The sequence below is a fragment of the Microvirga aerilata genome, assembly GCF_016743775.1.
Lineage (GTDB): Bacteria > Pseudomonadota > Alphaproteobacteria > Rhizobiales > Beijerinckiaceae > Microvirga > Microvirga aerilata.
The window spans coordinates 1-16,030 of the sequence record NZ_JAEQMY010000086.1 but is presented as its reverse complement, the minus strand read 5'-3'; the positions used below and the strand labels follow the sequence as shown (position 1 = coordinate 16,030).

Here is a 16,030-nt window from a genome sequence, read left to right as displayed (position 1 = left end):
TAGGCCAGCGGATCGGTGACCGATTCCGGCACGACGATCTTGGCGGCAAAGTGCAGGATGCTGTCGACACCATGCTCGTCGATGACGCTTGAGACCAGGGCGGCGTCGCCCACATCGCCCACGACGAGCGTTGCTTCCTGGGGGACGGCCCAACGGAAACCGGTCGACAGGTTGTCGAGAACCACCACCTGCTCGCCCGCGTCCAGGAGCTCGAGCACCATGTGGCTGCCGATATAGCCCGCGCCGCCCGTCACCAGTACCGCCATGTCCATCCTCCTCAAGGAACTGCCCCGTCGGCAGCTTAACCACAACGCTTCAGCTTCAATTCAGGTCCCCATCTTCAATGAAGAAGCAGCGTCGATGAAACAACACGGGGCATACCGCGTTATAGGCAGCCGAAGCTTGACAGTTATCGGTTTCCTTTTCCCTGTCCTGTCTTAGATTACCCCTCCTGTTTTCTGCTCACCCATGGCCCCTTCAATGAAGCGAATCCGCAAAGCAGTTCTTCCCGTCGCCGGTCTCGGCACCCGCTTCCTGCCGGCCACCAAGGCCGTTCCCAAGGAAATGCTGTGCGTCGTCGACCGTCCCGTGGTGCAGCATGTGGTGGATGAGGCCCGTGCCGCCGGCATCGAGCATTTCATCTTCGTCACAGGCCGCAACAAGGCGGTGATCGAGGATCATTTCGACATTGCCTACGAGCTGAACCGGACGCTCGAGAGCCGCAACAAGACCAAGGAGCTGGAGATCCTGGCCCGGGACCAGCCCAAGGCCGGCCAGACGAGCTTCACCCGCCAGCAGGAGCCGCTGGGGCTCGGCCACGCGGTCTGGTGCGCCCGGGAGCTGGTGGGCGACGAGCCCTTCGCCGTCATCCTCCCCGACATGCTCAGCCGCGGCTCCATGGAGCAGATGATCGCCGCCCATGACCGGCACGGCGGCAACATCATCGCCGTGGAGGAGGTGCCCGAGGACCAGACCCATCAGTACGGGATCGTGTCGGTGGGCCAGGAATTCGGCCAGACCTTCGAGATCACCGGCATGGTGGAAAAGCCCCCGAAGGGCACCGCGCCCTCGAACTACATCATCTCCGGCCGCTATATCCTGCAGCCCGAGATCTTCGACCTGCTTTCCACCCAGGAGCGCGGCGCGGGCAACGAGATCCAGCTCACCGATTCCATGATCCGCCTGATGAAGGATCAGCCCTTCTTCGGCATGAAGTACCAGGGCAAGACCTACGACACGGGCTCGAAGATCGGCTTCCTCATGGCCAATGTGGCCTATGCCCTGGAGCGCGAGGAGCTCGGCGCGGAGTTCCGCAAGGAACTCGAGGCGTTGCTGCGCCAGAAGTAAGCAGGTGTGAGGGTTCCTCATGGCCGCCCGCCTATGCTAAATGGCGGCCATGGCACTTGCAAAACCCGCACCCCATTCGCCCGACCAGGCGGTCGCCTCGGCCCTGCGCACGCTCGAGACCGAGCGGGACGGCCTGACCATCCTGATGGAGGCCATCGGCAACGGCCTCGGGCGGCCCTTCACGGCATCGGTCGAGACGATCGCAGCCGCCAAGGGACGGGTCATCGTGACCGGCATGGGCAAGTCGGGCCATGTGGGCCGCAAGATCGTCGCGACGCTCGCCTCGACCGGCACCCCGGCCCATTACGTCCACCCGGCGGAAGCAAGCCACGGCGACCTGGGCATGGTTCAGTCCGACGACGTGATCGTGGCGCTGTCCTGGTCCGGGGAGACGGCTGAGCTTGCCGACATCATCGGCTATTCCAGGCGCTTCCGGGTGCCCTTGATCGCGCTCACCTCGAACGCGGAGTCCACCCTTGGCCGCGCGTCCGACATCTGCCTGACCTTGCCCAAGGCCAAGGAAGCCTGCCCCAACGGGCTGGCGCCCACCACTTCGACCACCATCCAGCTGGCCCTGGGCGACGCGCTCGCCATCGCCCTTCTGGAGCGGCGCGGCTTCACGGCGGAGAACTTCCGGGTATTCCACCCGGGCGGCAAGCTGGGCGCGCGCCTCAAGCTCGTGCGCGACATCATGCACAAGGACGAGCGCCTGCCGGTCGTCGGCATCGATGCCCGGATGGACCAAGCCATCGAGGAGATCGGCCGCAAGGGGTTCGGCGCGGTGATCGTGGTGAACGGAGACGGCACGCTCGCCGGCATCGTCACCGACGGCGACCTGCGCCGCAACCTGAGGCCCGATCTCGCAACGCTGCCGGTGACGGCCATCATGACCAAGACGCCACGCACCATCGCGCCCGATGCCCTCGTGGCGACCGCTCTTGAGATGGAGGAGGCGTCCAGGATCACCGCGCTCATCGTGGTCGAGAGCAGCAGGCCGGTCGGCCTCGTTCATTACCTCGACCTGCTGCGCGCAGGCGCGGCGTAGCCTAAAAGCGAACACGGCCACCGTGATGAACACGGTGACCGCTTGAGAATAACCTGCCGTCGCTGGGCGCCGGTAACCAGGCGGGGCTCAGAAGATAATGAAGTCGCTGAGCGCCACAGCCGCCTTGTTGCTCAGGGTCGCGATCTTGACCTGAGCCTCGGCTCCGGAGCCGTCGGGATCGTAGTAAAGGCTGCCGGATGCCTTGTGGTAGATGATCCTGTCCTCCGCATCGGCAGCCTTCGTCCCCTGGTGGAATGCATCGGAGCCGAGCTTTCCCTTGCTGCCCACATTCGTAAAGAATTCCAGGCTGATCCGGAAAGTATCGTCCTTGGAGCTGAAATCGCGAATGATGTCGGCATTCTCGGCGACAGCAGAGGCCTTGAACACGAAGCTGTCCTTGCCGAGGCCGCCGATGAGCGTGTCCTTGCCCTCGCCGCCGGTCAGCTTGTCGCTGCCCTGTCCGCCATCGAGCTTGTCATTTCCGGCGCCGCCGTCGATTGCTTCCGAGCGCGTTCCGCCGAGAACGGTATCGTTGCCGCCAAGGGCGCTGATCTTTCCGAAGATGAAGCCCTTGCGGGTATCGAGATAGTTGCTGCCCTCGCCGAGCTGGAGGTCGCCATAGATCGTCCCCGAATTGGTGAAGCGGGGAGTGTCAACAATCATAGCCATAATGTGAGGTCCAATGCGAAAGATCGCCAGCCTCGCGCCGGGGCGTACCCGACAATGGCCAGCCCGCTTAAGTAATGTTATTTAGTAATATTATCCAGCCCCGTTTTGCGCCGTGGGGTGCGACAGGATGGCTTAGGGATCGTCCACCACCAGGGTGGAGCCTTCGACCCGCACGACCCGCACCTTGGCACCCGCGAACCGGTCGGCGCCGGTTACGCGCCAGGAGCTGTCGTCGACCCGGATGCGGCCCTCCCCATCCTTGATGGGGGCTTCCAGGGTGAAAACGCGTCCGACGAGGGATTGGCCGCGCTGATTGAGGGATACGGCCTCGGTCCCGGCCTGCCCCTTGGAGCGGGTGACGAACCGTCCCAGAACCACGGCTGCCACGCAGAGGAGCCCGAAGAGAAGCGCCGAGGCCTGCCAGGACAGGCCGAGCGCCGCGTCCACCAGCCCGGTGACGACGGCCGCCAAGCCGAGCCAGAGGAAGAAGGCTCCCGGAGCCAGGAGCTCGACGCCGATCAGGAAGAGCCCGAGGATGATCCAGGCCCAGGCTCCGAGGCTGATGAACGCGTCCCGGATCATGAGCGCTCCGTTCCTCCGGTCACCGTCGGAACACTGCGCGCCGGCCTGTTGAGCCCTGCCCCGCCCTCTCCGAACACGGACTTGGTCAGCTCGGCGATGCCCCCGAGCGTGCCGGCAAGCCCTGCCGCCTCGATGGGCACGATCACGACCTTCTGGTTGGGGGCCGATGCGAGAGCCCGGATGGCATCGATGTATTTCTCGGCCACGATGAAGTTGGCGGCGGCCAAGTCGCCCTTGGTGATGGCTTCGCTGACCATGCCGGTGGCCTTGGCTTCGGCTTCCGCCTGACGCTCGCGCGCCTCCGCATCGCGGAACGCCGCCTCCTTGCGGCCCTCCGCCGCGAGGATCTGGGATTGCTTCTGTCCCTCGGCCCGCAGGATCTCCGCCTGGCGCAGGCCTTCGGCTTCGAGCACGGCGGCGCGCTTCTCGCGCTCGGCCTTCATCTGCCTCGCCATGGCACCGGCCAGATCCTGGGGCGGGAGGATGTCCTTGATCTCGACGCGGGTGACCTTGGCGCCCCAGGGCGAGGCTGCCGCATCCATCACCCGCAGGAGGCGCTCGTTGATCTCGTCCCGGTGAGACAGCAATTGGTCGAGATCCATGGAGCCGACGACGGTTCGGATGTTGGTCATGGTCAGGACCAGCAGGGCCTGGTTCATGTCCGAAACCTCGTAGGAGGCGCGGGCCGGATCGAGGATCTGGTAGAAGGCGGCGGCATCGATGGTGACGCCCGCATTGTCCCGGGTGAAGGCCTCCTGGCTCGGAACGTCGAGCACCTGCTCCATGACGTTCACCTTTTTGCCGATCTGGTCGATATACGGCACGATCAGCCCGAGACCCGGGGTAAGCGTGCGCGAATAGCGCCCGAACCGCTCCACCGTATAGGCATAGCCCTGCGGAACCGTCCTGATGCCCATGGCGATCGTCACGATGACGAGAAGCACCAGCACGACCACGAAGATATCGAAACCACTCAGCAGCATAACGCCCTCGGGCAACTCTGTTTCATGCGGCTAAGTTATCTCAAATGAAGCCAACCCGTCTAGAAGCATGTAGCACTGAAAGTAGCACACGCGAACAAAACGCTATATCCTTATATACTTTCTTCTATCATTCGATTATCAGGTGGCTTGATCATCTAAGGATCTTTGCTTGATGCGCCATGCCGTAAGAACTGCCAAGAGCGTCATTAAATCAATGTTTTTTGATGGCTCATCGGGGAGAAGCAACTCGCTCCCAAATAGCTATTGGGAAGCACGCAAAGACATACTTTACTACCAAGTTGCACGGGTAATCACGTCGCATCTTAGCAAAAAAGCTAAAACGATCATTGATGTAGGGTCTGCAGGCTGTCCTTATCTTGACTGGTTTAGCCATGTTCCCATGCGAACATCACTCGATTTGAAGCGCCCCTACGAAGCCAAAGGCGTGAAGTCGATCACGTCCAACTTCTTAACTTGGGAGCCGGATCGAAAATATGACATTGTAACTTGCTTCCAGGTTCTGGAGCATGTGCCAGATGCTGAGGGTTTTGCTCAAAAGCTTCTTGAAGTTGGCGGAATTGTCATAGTCAGTGTCCCGTATAAGTGGCCCAAAGGCAGGACCAAGAGCCATGTTCAGGATCCCGTTGACGAAGAGAAAATGCTCTCCTGGTTTCACCGAGAACCGAACTTCCAGTATGTCTGCCGTGAGGTTGTTGCACCCGTTAATCGACTGATCCAAGTTTATGATCTTATGGATGGACCATGGGATGCACTCGGCCGACGTGATCGCTTATGGTTGGAAAAGCAGACCAAAGACTCTTCCGCTTAGCACATGCCCAACTTTTGTATTCCCCATTCGTAAAAGCTTTAAAGCCAACCCTGGAGCTCGCGTTCCACGATGTGGTTGATCACCTGCATCCCGTCTTCGCTGTCGTTGAGGCAAGGCAGATAGGCGAATTCCTCGCCGCCGTGATGCATGAAGATCTCGCGGTTTTCGCCGTTGAGCTCTTCCAGGGTTTCCAGGCAATCCGCCGAGAAGCCCGGCGCCACGATGGCCATGCGCTTGACGCCGCTTTCGGCCAGCGCCTGCACGGTCTTGTCCGTATAGGGCTGGAGCCATTCGGCCGTGCCGAAGCGGGACTGGAAGCTCATGCGGAACTTGTCGGCCGGCCAGCCGAAGGCCTCCCGCATCAGGCGCCAGGTCTTCACGCACTGGCAGTGATAGGGATCGCCCTTGAGGAGGTATTCCTTCGGCACCCCATGGAAGGAGGTCAGGATCACCTCCGGCTCGAAGGGGAGCTTCGCCAATTCGCGCTTCATGGAAGCGACGAGGGAGGCGATATAGACCGGATCGTCATGATAAGGCGGCGAGACGCGCACGGTGGGCTGCCAGCGCATGTCCATCAGAGCCCGGAAAGCCTGATCGCAGGCGGTGGCGGAGGTGGCCGCCGCATATTGCGGGTAGAGCGGCACGAGCAGAATGCGGTCGCAGCCCTGATCGAGGAGGGCCTGGATGCGCTCGCGAACCTCCGGCTTGCCGTAGCGCATGGCCCAATCCACGGTGACCCGGTCGCCCGCGACCGCCTTCAAGTGCTCCGCCACCTTCTCGGCCTGCCCGCGGGTGATGGTCTTGAGAGGTCCCTCGTCGCGCTCGTTGTTCCAGATGGACGCGTAATCGCGCCCCTTGGGACCGGGACGCTTGGTGAGGATGATCAGGTTGAGGATGGGCCACCACAGGAGGCGAGGCGTCTCGATCACGCGCCTGTCGGACAGGAACTCCTTCAGGTAGCGGCGCATGGGCCAGTAGCCCGTGCCCTCGGGCGTTCCCAGATTGAGGAGAAGCACGCCGATCCGCCCGCTCCTGGCAGGAGGATGGTCCACCGGGCGCACGCCCTGGCGGAGATCGGTCAAACTCACTCGCTCGTTCATGAAAAGCCTCTTGGCGGCAGAATCTTCTGCAATGCGGCCTAGATAGAAGCTTCAGGCCGCCACGCCAACAGGCTGGCGTGTCACATCGCTGTGTATTTGCCCGAACGCGCCCCTAAACGGGCGTGTTCGGGAACTGTCCCTGCTTGAGAACCGCGTCGATGGAAACCCGCAGCCCCTCGGGGTTGAAGTCCGTCTCCACCTTGGCGTTGAGCTGTGTGGCGAGCACCCGGTGCAGCAGGCGCGAGCCGAAGCCCTGCCGGGTCGGAGGCGAAACGGCAGGTCCGCCGCGCTCCTCCCACAGGAGCTTCAGCCTGATCCCTTCGTCTTCGGGCTCGGCGTCCCACGATATGAGAACCTGGCCGCCTTTCGCCGAGAGAGCCCCGTATTTGGCCGCATTGGTGGAGAGCTCGTGCAGGGCCATGCCGATAGGCACGGCAGCCTCCGACGGCAGGTCCACGGCAGGCCCGTTCAAGATGACCCGCCCGCCCCTGGCATCGTTGTAGGGCTTGAGCTCCTTCTCCATGATATCGCGCAGGGACGCGGTCTGCCAGACCGCCTCGGTCAGGAGCGTGTGCGTATTGGCCAGCGAGATGATGCGCCCGACGAAGGCGTGATAGAAATCATCGATGCTGGAGGCGGAACGCGCCGTTGCGCCGACCACGGCCTGAACGGTCGCCAGGGTGTTCTTGACCCGGTGGTGAAGCTCGCGGATCAGAAGGGATTGCTGCTTTTGAGCTTGCTTGCGCTCTTCGATCTCGCTTTGCGCCTTTCCATAGAGGCGGCCGTTTTCGAGGGCGATGGCGGCCTGCGCCGTCAACCCCGCGAGCAGGCGCTCGGCACGCTCGGTGAAGATTCCCGGCTTCTCGTGACCGAAGACGAGGATGCCGTGAATGTCGCCGGTTCGCAGCAGCACCGGTACGGCCAGGAGGCTCCGGATCCCGACGCCCCCCGGGGAAGGTTCCTTGATGTAGGGCGTTCCGTCGGGGCCGAAGCCGACGGCGACGTTTTCCAGGCGCACCGTCTTGCCCTCGGCAAAGGCCGGAGCGCAGAGTTCATGGATGGGCAGGCCGGCAAATGCGCTGCGCGACCTCTCCGAAGGATAGCGCCCGGGATGCTCTCCCCCGTCTCGGGCAGCGCCGTAGAAGAAAGCTCCGAACTGCGCGCCGGTGAGATCGACGCCCGCATCGACCACATTCTCGATGATACGGTCCACATCGAGTTCGGCCGCAAGGGCACTGCCGGTTCGGTTGAGGATCTCGAGAGCCGCCGTCTCCGCTCGCAGCTCGCCCGTGCGCATGGACACCTGCCGCTCGAGCAGCTCCGCATTGGCGGCCTGCTCGCGGAACTGCTGCGAGGCAAGCGCCGTCAGCGCGAGCAGCGCCAGCAGGGCGATCAACGCAAAGGCGCCATAGAGCCTCGTCTGGACGAACCACGGCGTCCAATAGGCATTTTCCGGCATGCTGACGCTGATGTAGAGCGGCATGGCGCCAACCTGACGATAGGCCCCGAGTCGCTCGTCCCCCATGCTGATGAAGGAGTAGAGGCCTGCCTGCGGGCCTGAGCTCAAGGCGGCATCGAATGCCGCCTTGTCGATCGGCGCGAATGAAAGCCCATCGGGCGGGGGAGGATATTGCGCGATGACCGAGGCATCGGAGGCCCGCAGCAGGGCCACGCGCCCACCCCTCGGCAACCGGAGCTTCGCCCAGTAATCGTAGAAATAGGACAGGGAGACGGTCACCGATGCGATGCCGTCGAACTGTTCCTGCCTCTGGAGGCGCCGGCTGATCATGAAGGTCGGCGCCTTGGTGACCTGGCCGATGATCGGCTCGCCCACGAACAGCCCCTGATCGGCTGTAACCTGAGCGCTGAACGCGTCCCGCCCGGCAGCGTTCGATGAGGGGGCCGGGAACTGCGCCGACGTCAGGCGAAGCCGCCCGGTCGCATCGTTGAGCCAGACATCCTCGATATAGGGCAAAGCTTCCCGGACGGCGCGAAGCTGCTGCCATAGGGCTCTCGATGCCTCGATCCGATCCCACTCCTGCCCGTCGGTCAGGGCGGCGGCCTGCTTGAGGGTGAGATCCGTGACCTCCAGGAGCCTGGCCGTATGATCCGCCAGGAAGAAGGCCGTCCCCCTGATGTCGTCCTCGTTGCGCTGGATCAGGCGGCTTCGCTGCTCCCACGCGATGTACCCGAAGGTGATCAGGATGAACGCAACGCCGAACAGCCCCATGATAAAGGTCAGCCGCCCCCGGGCGAGAGACCGCCGCCGCTTCTGGGACACCCCTACATGTTCTGACCGCGATGAAACTTGCAAAAGAAGGGCCGCTTTGAGGTTCGGATTCGCCGTGACCTGTGCAGAATGACACAGCAGCGGCGGCTTAAGGAGAGGGAATTTACACCTGAGGCACGCACCGTCGAGGAAGCCGGCGACCTATCCTGCCGTTGCGGGAAAGGGGATGCGCCCGAAAGTCACGCCGGCGGCATCGTTCCATGAAAAAGCGCCGGGATCCGTGCGGGTCCCGGCGCCAGGATTGCTCGCGAGCCTGCGGATCAGCGCAGGACGATGCGGCCTTCGACCTTCGGGGCGACCTTGCCGGCCTTGGCCACGTAGTCGATCACCTGGCTCGCCATGAGCTGGCTGGCCGAGACGTCCACGAGGGACTTGGCCTCGGTGAACACCCGGTAGCCGTCGCCGCCGCGGGCCATGAAGTCGTTGGTGGCAAGCTTGTAGGTCTTGGCCGGGTCGAGCGGCTGGCCGTTGATCTGGACCGCCTTCACGCGGCTGCCGACCGGCTCCTTCACATCGACCTCCGCCGTGATGCCGGAGACCTGCGGGAAGCGCCCGCCGAGCTCGCGCACCTGGCTCACGCCGTTCTCGAGCGCCGCCTTGATCTGGGCGCCCGTGACCTCGAGCAGCACAGTGGTGTTGCCGAAGGGCATCTCGGCCAGGATGTTGCGGCGGGTCAGCTTCTGGCCGGCCTCGTACTGCTTGTCGGCGCGCAGGCCGCCGCCATTGGTGATGGCGACATCGGCGCCCACGGAGGCCTTGAGGGCATCGGCCACGAGGTTGCCCATGGCGGCCTCGCCTCCGCGCACGGTGGCGCGGCGGCTGTCGAGGGGCGTTTCCGTGACGCCGATCTCCACGTCGAGTTCCTTGGAGAGCTTGTCCTCGTAGCCCTTCACCACCGCCTCGATGTCCGGATCGGCCTTGACGCCGGCCGTGTCGACGATGCGGAAGTTCGGCGTCCAGGTGACGGTGGTCTTGCCGTCCTTCGTGGCCTTGGTCACAGCAAGCTCCGTCACGGTGACGTAGTTTGCCTGCGACTCCGACTCGGTCAGGGTGACCTTGCCGTCGTAGAAGGCGAGCAGATGCTCGTCATGGCCGCCGATGATCACGTCGACGCCGGCGGAGCGGGCGATGATCATGTCCACTTCGAGCGGCGTGTGGGCAATGGCGACCACGATGTCGGCGCCCTTCTCGCGCAACTCCTTGGCCTTGGCCCGCGCCGTGTCGATGGTGGGGGAGAACTTGATGGTGCCGGGGCTCGAGGCGATCGGCGTATCCTCGGTGGTAAGGCCGAAGAAGCCGATCTTCACGCCCTGCACCTCGACCATCTTGTCGGGCTTGGTGTTGGCCGGCAGGCCGTTGCCGTCGACGATGTTGGTGGCGAGCACGTCGAACTTGGCCTCGGCCATGCGGGCCCGGAAGGCATCGGGGCCCAGGTCGAATTCGTGGTTGCCCGGGGTCATGGCATCGACGCCCATCCGGTTCAGGATGTCGATGATGTGGGCGCCCTTGTCGAAGCCCGACATGAGGGACGGGGAAATGGTGTCGCCCGCATGCACGAAGAAGGCGTTGCCCTTGGCCTTCTCGTCCTTGACCACCGTGGCGAGCTTGGCAAAGCCCCCGCGGCCCTTTTCGGCGCCCATGCGGTCGATGTCGTTGGTCTGGACGAAGCGGATGGTCACGGCTTCCTGGGCCAGGGCCGTGCCGGAAAGCAACATGGATAGTCCGATAAACCCAGCGCGCAGGGTCATGGATGGGCGGCTCTGAAGCATCGTTGAAGGTCCTCGTATCGGTGTGGAACCACGGCTAAGGTCGTGGAGCCTAGACCGGGAACGTGTCACAGAAGTAACATTCTGTCGACGCTTTCAGCGCCCCGTTCGGCGGCATCCCCGATGTCTTTTTCATCGGCCGCCGCCGAACATCTTAGCCGGCGCAGCACCCTGTCATGCGCCTGAACCGAAAGGCATGTTACCCATGAACGGACCCGTGAGCCGCGCCCTTGCAGACTTCCGCGCCGAGCCAGGAGCCAAGGGGTGGCTCAAGCTGCCGTTCTTTCAGGACGGCAGCGCGGAGGCCGTGGCCGCCAAGGTCGATGAGGTTGTCAGGTCAGGGGCGCAGGTGCTTCCCCCGCCCGAGGCGGTCTTCACGAGCGTCACGCTGACCCCCGTCGAGACGGTCAAAGTGGTCGTGCTCGGCCAGGACCCCTACCCCACCCCGGGCGACTCCCATGGGCTCGCCTTTTCCTACCGCGGCTCCCGGCGGCTTCCGGCGTCCCTGCGCACGATCCTGGCCGAGATGGCGGAGGATCTCGGGCACCCCATGCCGAAATCGGGGGACCTGACCAAATGGGCCAAGCAGGGCGTGCTCTTGATCAACACGGCGCTCACGGTCGAGGCGGGTCAGTCTGGCGCCCATATGAAGTTCGGCTGGTCGGCCCTGGCCGATCAGGCGATCGAGGCGATTTCGCAGCGGCAGCCCGCCGTCGTCTTTCTCCTCTGGGGAGGACCGGCCCGCAAGCGGGCGGCCCTTGTGGATCGCAGCAAGCACCTGGTGATCGAGGCGGGACACCCCTCCCCGCTCAACCGTCTCAACGATTTCCGGGGCACGCGCCCCTTCAGCCGAGCCAATGCCTGGCTCGTCGAGAAGGGGCTGGAGCCGGTGGACTGGCGGCTGGAGCCCTGAACGGCCGGCTACGGGATTCACGAGAAAGAACCTTGTCGAGGAGCCTCCTCAGAGGCTAGGTCTCGCAGCAGGTGACATACGGGTCGTGGGCGGATGCCGCGACAGCCTTGGAGATCAGCATGACGGAATCCCTGTTTGGACAGGTCGAAGCCTTTGCGGGCGACCCGATCCTCTCCCTCAACGACAGCTTCAAGGCCGATCCGCGTGACGAGAAGGTCAATCTGAGCATCGGCGTCTACACGGACGAGAAGGGCCGCCTTCCGGTGCTGGGCTCGGTGAGAGCCGCCTATGAGCGTCTCGGCTTTGCGGAGCGGCCCTATCTTCCCATGGAGGGGCATCCGCTCTATCGCGAAGGTGTGCAGAAGCTCGTCTTCGGCGCGGCCCATCCGGCCCTCACCGATAAGCGCGTCGCCACGATCCAGACCCTCGGCGGCACGGGGGCCGTGGGCATCGCGGCCGACTTTCTGGCCAAGCACTGCCCCGGCCGCACGGTTCTCGTGAGCGACCCCACCTGGGACAACCATCACGGCCTGTTCCAGCGGGCGGGTTTCACGACCGCAACCTATCCCTATTGGGATCGCGCCAACCGGTCGGTCGATTTCACCGGCATGCTGAAGGCGCTGGACGCCGCGGAAGCCGGCTCCATCGTGGTGCTTCAGCCCGTCTGCCACAACCCGACCGGGGTCGACCTTGACGAGGCGCAGCAGGCGGCGGTGACGGACGTGCTCGTTGCCAAGGGCCACATCGCGGTGTTCGACATGGCCTATCAGGGCTTCGGCGCCAGCCTCGACGAGGATGCCGCTTTCGTGCGCCGCTATGCGGAGCGGGCGAGCTGCCTCGTGGCCAACTCATTCTCGAAGAACTTCTCGCTCTACGGCGAGCGCTGCGGCGGCTTGAGCGTCGTCTGCCGCGATGCCGACGAGGCCGAGCGCGTGCTCGGGCAGTTGAAGCTCGCGGTGCGCCGCAGCTATTCGAGCCCGCCGATGATGGCCGGGCTTCTCGTGGCAACGGTGCTCGGCGACGAGGGCCTGCGCGCCCAGTGGTCGCGCGAGGTCGACGAGATGCGCACCCGCATGGACGCGATGCGCAAGCGCCTCGCCGAACAGATCCGCGCCCTGTCGAACGAGGCCGATGCAAGCTTCCTCACGAGCCAGCGCGGCATGTTCAGCTTCACGGGCCTGAGCGAGCAGCAGGTCACCGCCATGCGCGAGCGGGACGGCGTTTATCTGGTGGGTTCTGGCCGCATGTGCGTGGCGGGGCTGACCGAGGCGAATGTGCCGAAGGTGGCGAAGAGCTTCGTGGAAGCAAGCCAGGCGCGGGGTTGAAGTCCACCATCATAAAGTGGTTGTCCCGGACGGCGAAAGCCGATCCGGGATCGTGAGATGAGGAAAGCACCGTCATCCCGGGGCCGCTTAAGCGGAGCCCGGGATCCATAACCGCTAGCGATGCAGAACAAGACGCGACGCTGTTTGCACTCTCCTGAGACGTCGTGGTTATGGATCCCCGCCTGCGCGGGGATGACAGTGGTGGTTCAAGCGCCACATCCTGCTCGCGACCCCGGATCGCCTGCGGCGTCCGGGACGACGCGTTCAGAACTTACTCCGCCGCGATCGGCAGCGGCCGAGGGTCAGCGCGGAACTTGGCGAGGAGGTCAGCCTCTTCGGCCTTCGCGCTTTTAAGGTTCCGATCCTTGATGTGCCCGAAGCCGCGGATCTTCTGCGGGATCCCGGCCAAGCCCACCGCGGTCGCGTGGTTGTCGGCGTTCAGCCTTGCCACGATCTCCTCGATCCTGCCCTCGAACTCCCGGATGAGCCCGCGCTCGGTGCGGCGCTCGTGGGTGTAGCCGAAGACGTCGAGCGGCGTGCCGCGCACCGATTTTAGACCCGCCAGAACCCGGAAGGCCTTCATCACCCACGGCCCGAAGCTCATCTTGCGCGGAACGCCCGTCACGGGGTCCTTGCGGGCGAGCAGCGGCGGGGCGAGGTGGAACTCGTATGTGAGGTTCTCGCCCTCGAAGGCCGAGGCCACCTGCTTCTCGAAGTGACCGTTCGTGTAGAGACGGGCCACCTCGTACTCGTCCTTGTAGGACATGAGCTTGAAGAGCGAACGCGCCACCGCATCGGTCAGCGCCGTCGAACCGGGAACAGACTTGTCTTCCGCTGCGCGCACGCGCTCCACGAGCGCGCGGTAACGCCGACCGTAGCGCTTGTTCTGGTACTCGCCGAGGAAGCGCTCGCGCCGTTCGATCACCTCGTCGAGGGTCTCGGACAGCTTGCGCGATTCCGTCGGCGCCTTGAGCTGGCTCATCATGCCGGCGATCAGCTCGGGCTCGGCGGCCGCGCGACGGCCCCAGGCGAAGGCGGAAAGGTTCATCTTCACCGCCTCGCCGTTGAGCTCGATGGCTTTTTCGATGGCGGCCGCCGTGAGCGGCACGCGTCCGGTCTGGTAGGCATAGCCCAGCATGAACATGTTGGCCGCGATGGCATTGCCGAGAAGCGCGGTGGCAACCGCCGTCGCGTCCACGAAGGCGACACTCTCGGGGCCCGCAGCGGATCTGATCGCGCGCTTCAGGCGCTCCGTGGGCAGGGAGAAGTCGGCATTGCGGGTGAACTCGCCGGGCATGACTTCCGCCGTGTTCACCACCAGGGCGGTCTGCCCCTCCTTCACGGAGGCCAGCACCTTCTTGGTGCCCGTGACCACGAGGTCGCAGCCGAGCACCAGATGAGCCGAGTCCGCGCTCACGCGGATGGCATGGATGTCGTCCTGATGGTTGGCGAGCCGCACATGGCTGTAGACTGCGCCGCCCTTCTGGGCGAGGCCGGCCATGTCGATCATGCCCATGCCCTTGCCCTCGAGATGCGCCGCCATGCCGAGGATCGCCCCGATGGTCACGACGCCCGTGCCGCCCACACCCGTGACGATCACGTTGAAGGTGCGGTCGATGGCCGGGATTACCGGATCCGGCAGCGGCTTCATCGCCACGCCGTCGCTTGAGACCGTCTCTGGCGCCGCTTTCTTGATCTTGGCGCCGTGCACCGTCACGAAGGACGGGCAGAAGCCGTTTACACAGGAAAAATCCTTGTTGCAGTTGGACTGGTCGATCTGGCGCTTGCGGCCGAACTCGGTATCGACCGGCTGGACGGCGACGCAGTTCGACTGCACCGAGCAATCGCCGCAGGCCTCGCAGACGAGGTCGTTGATGATGACGCGCTTGTCGGGATCGGGGAACTCGCCCCGCTTGCGGCGGCGGCGCTTCTCGGAGGCGCAGGTCTGGTCGTAGATCATCACCGTGACGCCGGGGATCTCGGCAAGACTCCGCTGCACGGCGTCGAGCTCGCTGCGGTGGTGGATCGTCATGCCGTCCGGCCAGCGGATGCTCTTCGGGTACTTGTCCGGTTCGTCGGTGACCAGCGCAACGCGCTCCACGCCCTCTTCCCGCACCTGGCGGGCGATCATGTCGACGGAGAGACCGCCCTCGTGCTTCTGCCCGCCGGTCATGGCGACCGCATCGTTGAACAGGATCTTGTAGGTGACGTTGGTCTTGGTGTGGATTGCCCAGCGCAGGGCCAGCACGCCCGAATGGTTGTAGGTGCCGTCGCCGAGGTTCTGGAACACGTGGCCGCGCTTGGAGAACGGCGACTCGCCGATCCAGTTCGCGCCCTCGCCGCCCATCTGGGTGAAGCCGTCCGTCGAGCGGTCCATCCACTGCACCATGTAGTGGCAGCCGATGCCCGCATAGGCGCGCATGCCGTCCGGCACCTTGGTGGAGGTGTTGTGCGGGCAGCCGGAGCAGAAATGCGGCGTGCGGGTCGCCACGTCGCCCGTGACGGCCAGCACCTCCTGCGCATGGCGCAGGCGGGCCACGCGGCCGCGCAGGTCGTCGTTGTTGTGGTACTTGAGCAGGCGCTCGCCGATGACGATGGCGATGTCGTTGGGATCGAGCGCGCCCTTCACCGGGAAGAGCCAGTTGCCCGTCTCGTCCTTCTTGCCGATGCAGAGCGGCTGGTTGGCGGTGCCGTAAAGCTCCTCGCGCAGCTGCACCTCGATGAGGGAGCGTTTCTCCTCGACCACGATGACCATGTCGAGACCTTGCGCGAAGTCCACGAGCTCGGCTTGAGACAGCGGCCAGGGGCAGGCGACCTTGTAGAGGCGAAGACCCATGTCGTTCGCCTTCACCTCGTCCAGGCCGAGCTCGTCCATGGCCTGGCGCACATCGAGATAGGACTTGCCCACCGTGATGATGCCGATCTTCGCGTTGCGGCCGCCGGAGAGCACGATGCGGTTAAGGTTGTTGGCGCGCACGAACGACAGCATGGCGTCGCGCTTGAAGTCCTGAAGGCGCGCCTCCTGGTCGAGCACGCCGTCGCGGGTGCGGATGTTCAGGCCGCCGGGCGGCATGGTGAAGTCATCGGGCATGATGATCTTCACCCGGTCGAGCGACCCGTCGACGGAGGCGGTCGACTCGATGTTGTCCTTCACGCATTTGAAGGCAACCCAGGACCCGCA

13 protein-coding genes are annotated in these 16,030 nt (G+C 64.4%); 5 read left to right on the top strand and 8 right to left on the bottom strand.

The window, feature by feature from the left end:
* Window positions 1–266 (bottom strand): NAD-dependent epimerase/dehydratase family protein (locus JKG68_RS26610; RefSeq protein WP_202064772.1); only part of this gene is annotated, 266 nt, incomplete at its 3' end.
* Window positions 267–480: 214 nt separating this feature from the next.
* Between JKG68_RS26610 and JKG68_RS26605 the strand changes: the two genes are divergently transcribed.
* The gene (locus JKG68_RS26605; protein ID WP_202064771.1) at window positions 481–1,347 is read left to right on the top strand and encodes a UTP--glucose-1-phosphate uridylyltransferase; all 867 of its coding nucleotides are present in this window, start codon (window positions 481–483) and stop codon (window positions 1,345–1,347) included.
* Between the two features lie 49 nt (window positions 1,348–1,396).
* A complete protein-coding gene (locus JKG68_RS26600) occupies window positions 1,397–2,392 on the top strand; it encodes a KpsF/GutQ family sugar-phosphate isomerase (RefSeq protein WP_202064770.1) in 996 nt (331 codons plus the stop codon).
* Window positions 2,393–2,479: 87 nt separating this feature from the next.
* Here JKG68_RS26600 and JKG68_RS26595 read toward each other — a convergent pair whose 3' ends face one another.
* The 3 genes from JKG68_RS26595 to JKG68_RS26585 form a co-directional block, all read right to left on the bottom strand.
* Window positions 2,480–3,061 carry a calcium-binding protein gene (locus JKG68_RS26595; protein WP_202064769.1) on the bottom strand — a complete coding sequence of 194 codons (582 nt, stop codon included), beginning with the start codon at window positions 3,059–3,061 and terminating at the stop codon, window positions 2,480–2,482.
* 132 nt (window positions 3,062–3,193) lie between these two features.
* Window positions 3,194–3,643 (bottom strand): NfeD family protein, encoded by a 450-nt coding sequence (locus tag JKG68_RS26590; protein ID WP_202064768.1) that lies wholly within the window; start codon window positions 3,641–3,643, stop codon window positions 3,194–3,196.
* Window positions 3,640–4,626, bottom strand: coding sequence for an SPFH domain-containing protein (locus JKG68_RS26585; RefSeq protein ID WP_202064784.1), 987 nt, complete (start codon window positions 4,624–4,626; stop codon window positions 3,640–3,642). The genes JKG68_RS26590 and JKG68_RS26585 overlap by 4 nt, the downstream gene beginning before the upstream one ends.
* Window positions 4,627–4,798: 172 nt before the next feature.
* Between JKG68_RS26585 and JKG68_RS26580 the strand changes: the two genes are divergently transcribed.
* Window positions 4,799–5,455, top strand: a complete 657-nt coding sequence (locus JKG68_RS26580; protein WP_246515896.1) for a class I SAM-dependent methyltransferase — start codon at window positions 4,799–4,801, stop codon at window positions 5,453–5,455.
* Window positions 5,456–5,493: 38 nt separating this feature from the next.
* Here JKG68_RS26580 and hemH read toward each other — a convergent pair whose 3' ends face one another.
* The 3 genes from hemH to JKG68_RS26565 all read right to left on the bottom strand — a co-directional run bounded on the left by hemH (window position 5,494) and on the right by JKG68_RS26565 (window position 10,614).
* On the bottom strand, window positions 5,494–6,555 hold the full coding sequence (hemH, locus tag JKG68_RS26575) for a ferrochelatase (protein ID WP_202064767.1): 1,062 nt from the start codon (window positions 6,553–6,555) through the stop codon (window positions 5,494–5,496).
* 112 nt (window positions 6,556–6,667) lie between these two features.
* On the bottom strand, window positions 6,668–8,836 hold the full coding sequence (locus JKG68_RS33835) for a sensor histidine kinase (protein ID WP_312890984.1): 2,169 nt from the start codon (window positions 8,834–8,836) through the stop codon (window positions 6,668–6,670).
* Between the two features lie 269 nt (window positions 8,837–9,105).
* Window positions 9,106–10,614 (bottom strand): bifunctional metallophosphatase/5'-nucleotidase, encoded by a 1,509-nt coding sequence (locus JKG68_RS26565; RefSeq protein ID WP_246515894.1) that lies wholly within the window; start codon window positions 10,612–10,614, stop codon window positions 9,106–9,108.
* 202 nt (window positions 10,615–10,816) lie between these two features.
* Between JKG68_RS26565 and ung the strand changes: the two genes are divergently transcribed.
* The gene (ung, locus tag JKG68_RS26560) at window positions 10,817–11,524 is read left to right on the top strand and encodes a uracil-DNA glycosylase (protein WP_202064765.1); all 708 of its coding nucleotides are present in this window, start codon (window positions 10,817–10,819) and stop codon (window positions 11,522–11,524) included.
* Window positions 11,525–11,643: 119 nt separating this feature from the next.
* Complete coding sequence (locus tag JKG68_RS26555; protein ID WP_246515892.1) at window positions 11,644–12,849, top strand: amino acid aminotransferase; 1,206 nt, start codon at window positions 11,644–11,646, stop codon at window positions 12,847–12,849.
* A gap of 271 nt (window positions 12,850–13,120) precedes the next feature.
* Here the strand turns inward: JKG68_RS26555 and JKG68_RS26550 are convergent.
* Window positions 13,121–16,030, bottom strand: a 2,910-nt coding sequence (locus JKG68_RS26550; protein WP_202064764.1) for an indolepyruvate ferredoxin oxidoreductase family protein, incomplete at its 5' end; no start/stop codon positions are given.

Excerpts from the sequence above, each read along its gene's own strand:
- JKG68_RS26605 (WP_202064771.1), top strand. The coding sequence starts at position 481 with ATGAAGCGAATCCGCAAAGCAGTTCTTCCCGTCGCCGGTCTCGGCACC.
- JKG68_RS26600 (WP_202064770.1), top strand. The coding sequence starts at position 1,397 with ATGGCACTTGCAAAACCCGCACCCCATTCGCCCGACCAGGCGGTCGCC.
- JKG68_RS26595 (WP_202064769.1), bottom strand. The coding sequence starts at position 3,061 with ATGGCTATGATTGTTGACACTCCCCGCTTCACCAATTCGGGGACGATC.
- JKG68_RS26590 (WP_202064768.1), bottom strand. The coding sequence starts at position 3,643 with ATGATCCGGGACGCGTTCATCAGCCTCGGAGCCTGGGCCTGGATCATC.
- JKG68_RS26585 (WP_202064784.1), bottom strand. The coding sequence starts at position 4,626 with ATGCTGCTGAGTGGTTTCGATATCTTCGTGGTCGTGCTGGTGCTTCTC.
- JKG68_RS26580 (WP_246515896.1), top strand. The coding sequence starts at position 4,799 with ATGCGCCATGCCGTAAGAACTGCCAAGAGCGTCATTAAATCAATGTTT.
- hemH (WP_202064767.1), bottom strand. The coding sequence starts at position 6,555 with ATGAACGAGCGAGTGAGTTTGACCGATCTCCGCCAGGGCGTGCGCCCG.
- JKG68_RS26565 (WP_246515894.1), bottom strand. The coding sequence starts at position 10,614 with ATGCTTCAGAGCCGCCCATCCATGACCCTGCGCGCTGGGTTTATCGGA.
- ung (WP_202064765.1), top strand. The coding sequence starts at position 10,817 with ATGAACGGACCCGTGAGCCGCGCCCTTGCAGACTTCCGCGCCGAGCCA.
- JKG68_RS26555 (WP_246515892.1), top strand. The coding sequence starts at position 11,644 with ATGACGGAATCCCTGTTTGGACAGGTCGAAGCCTTTGCGGGCGACCCG.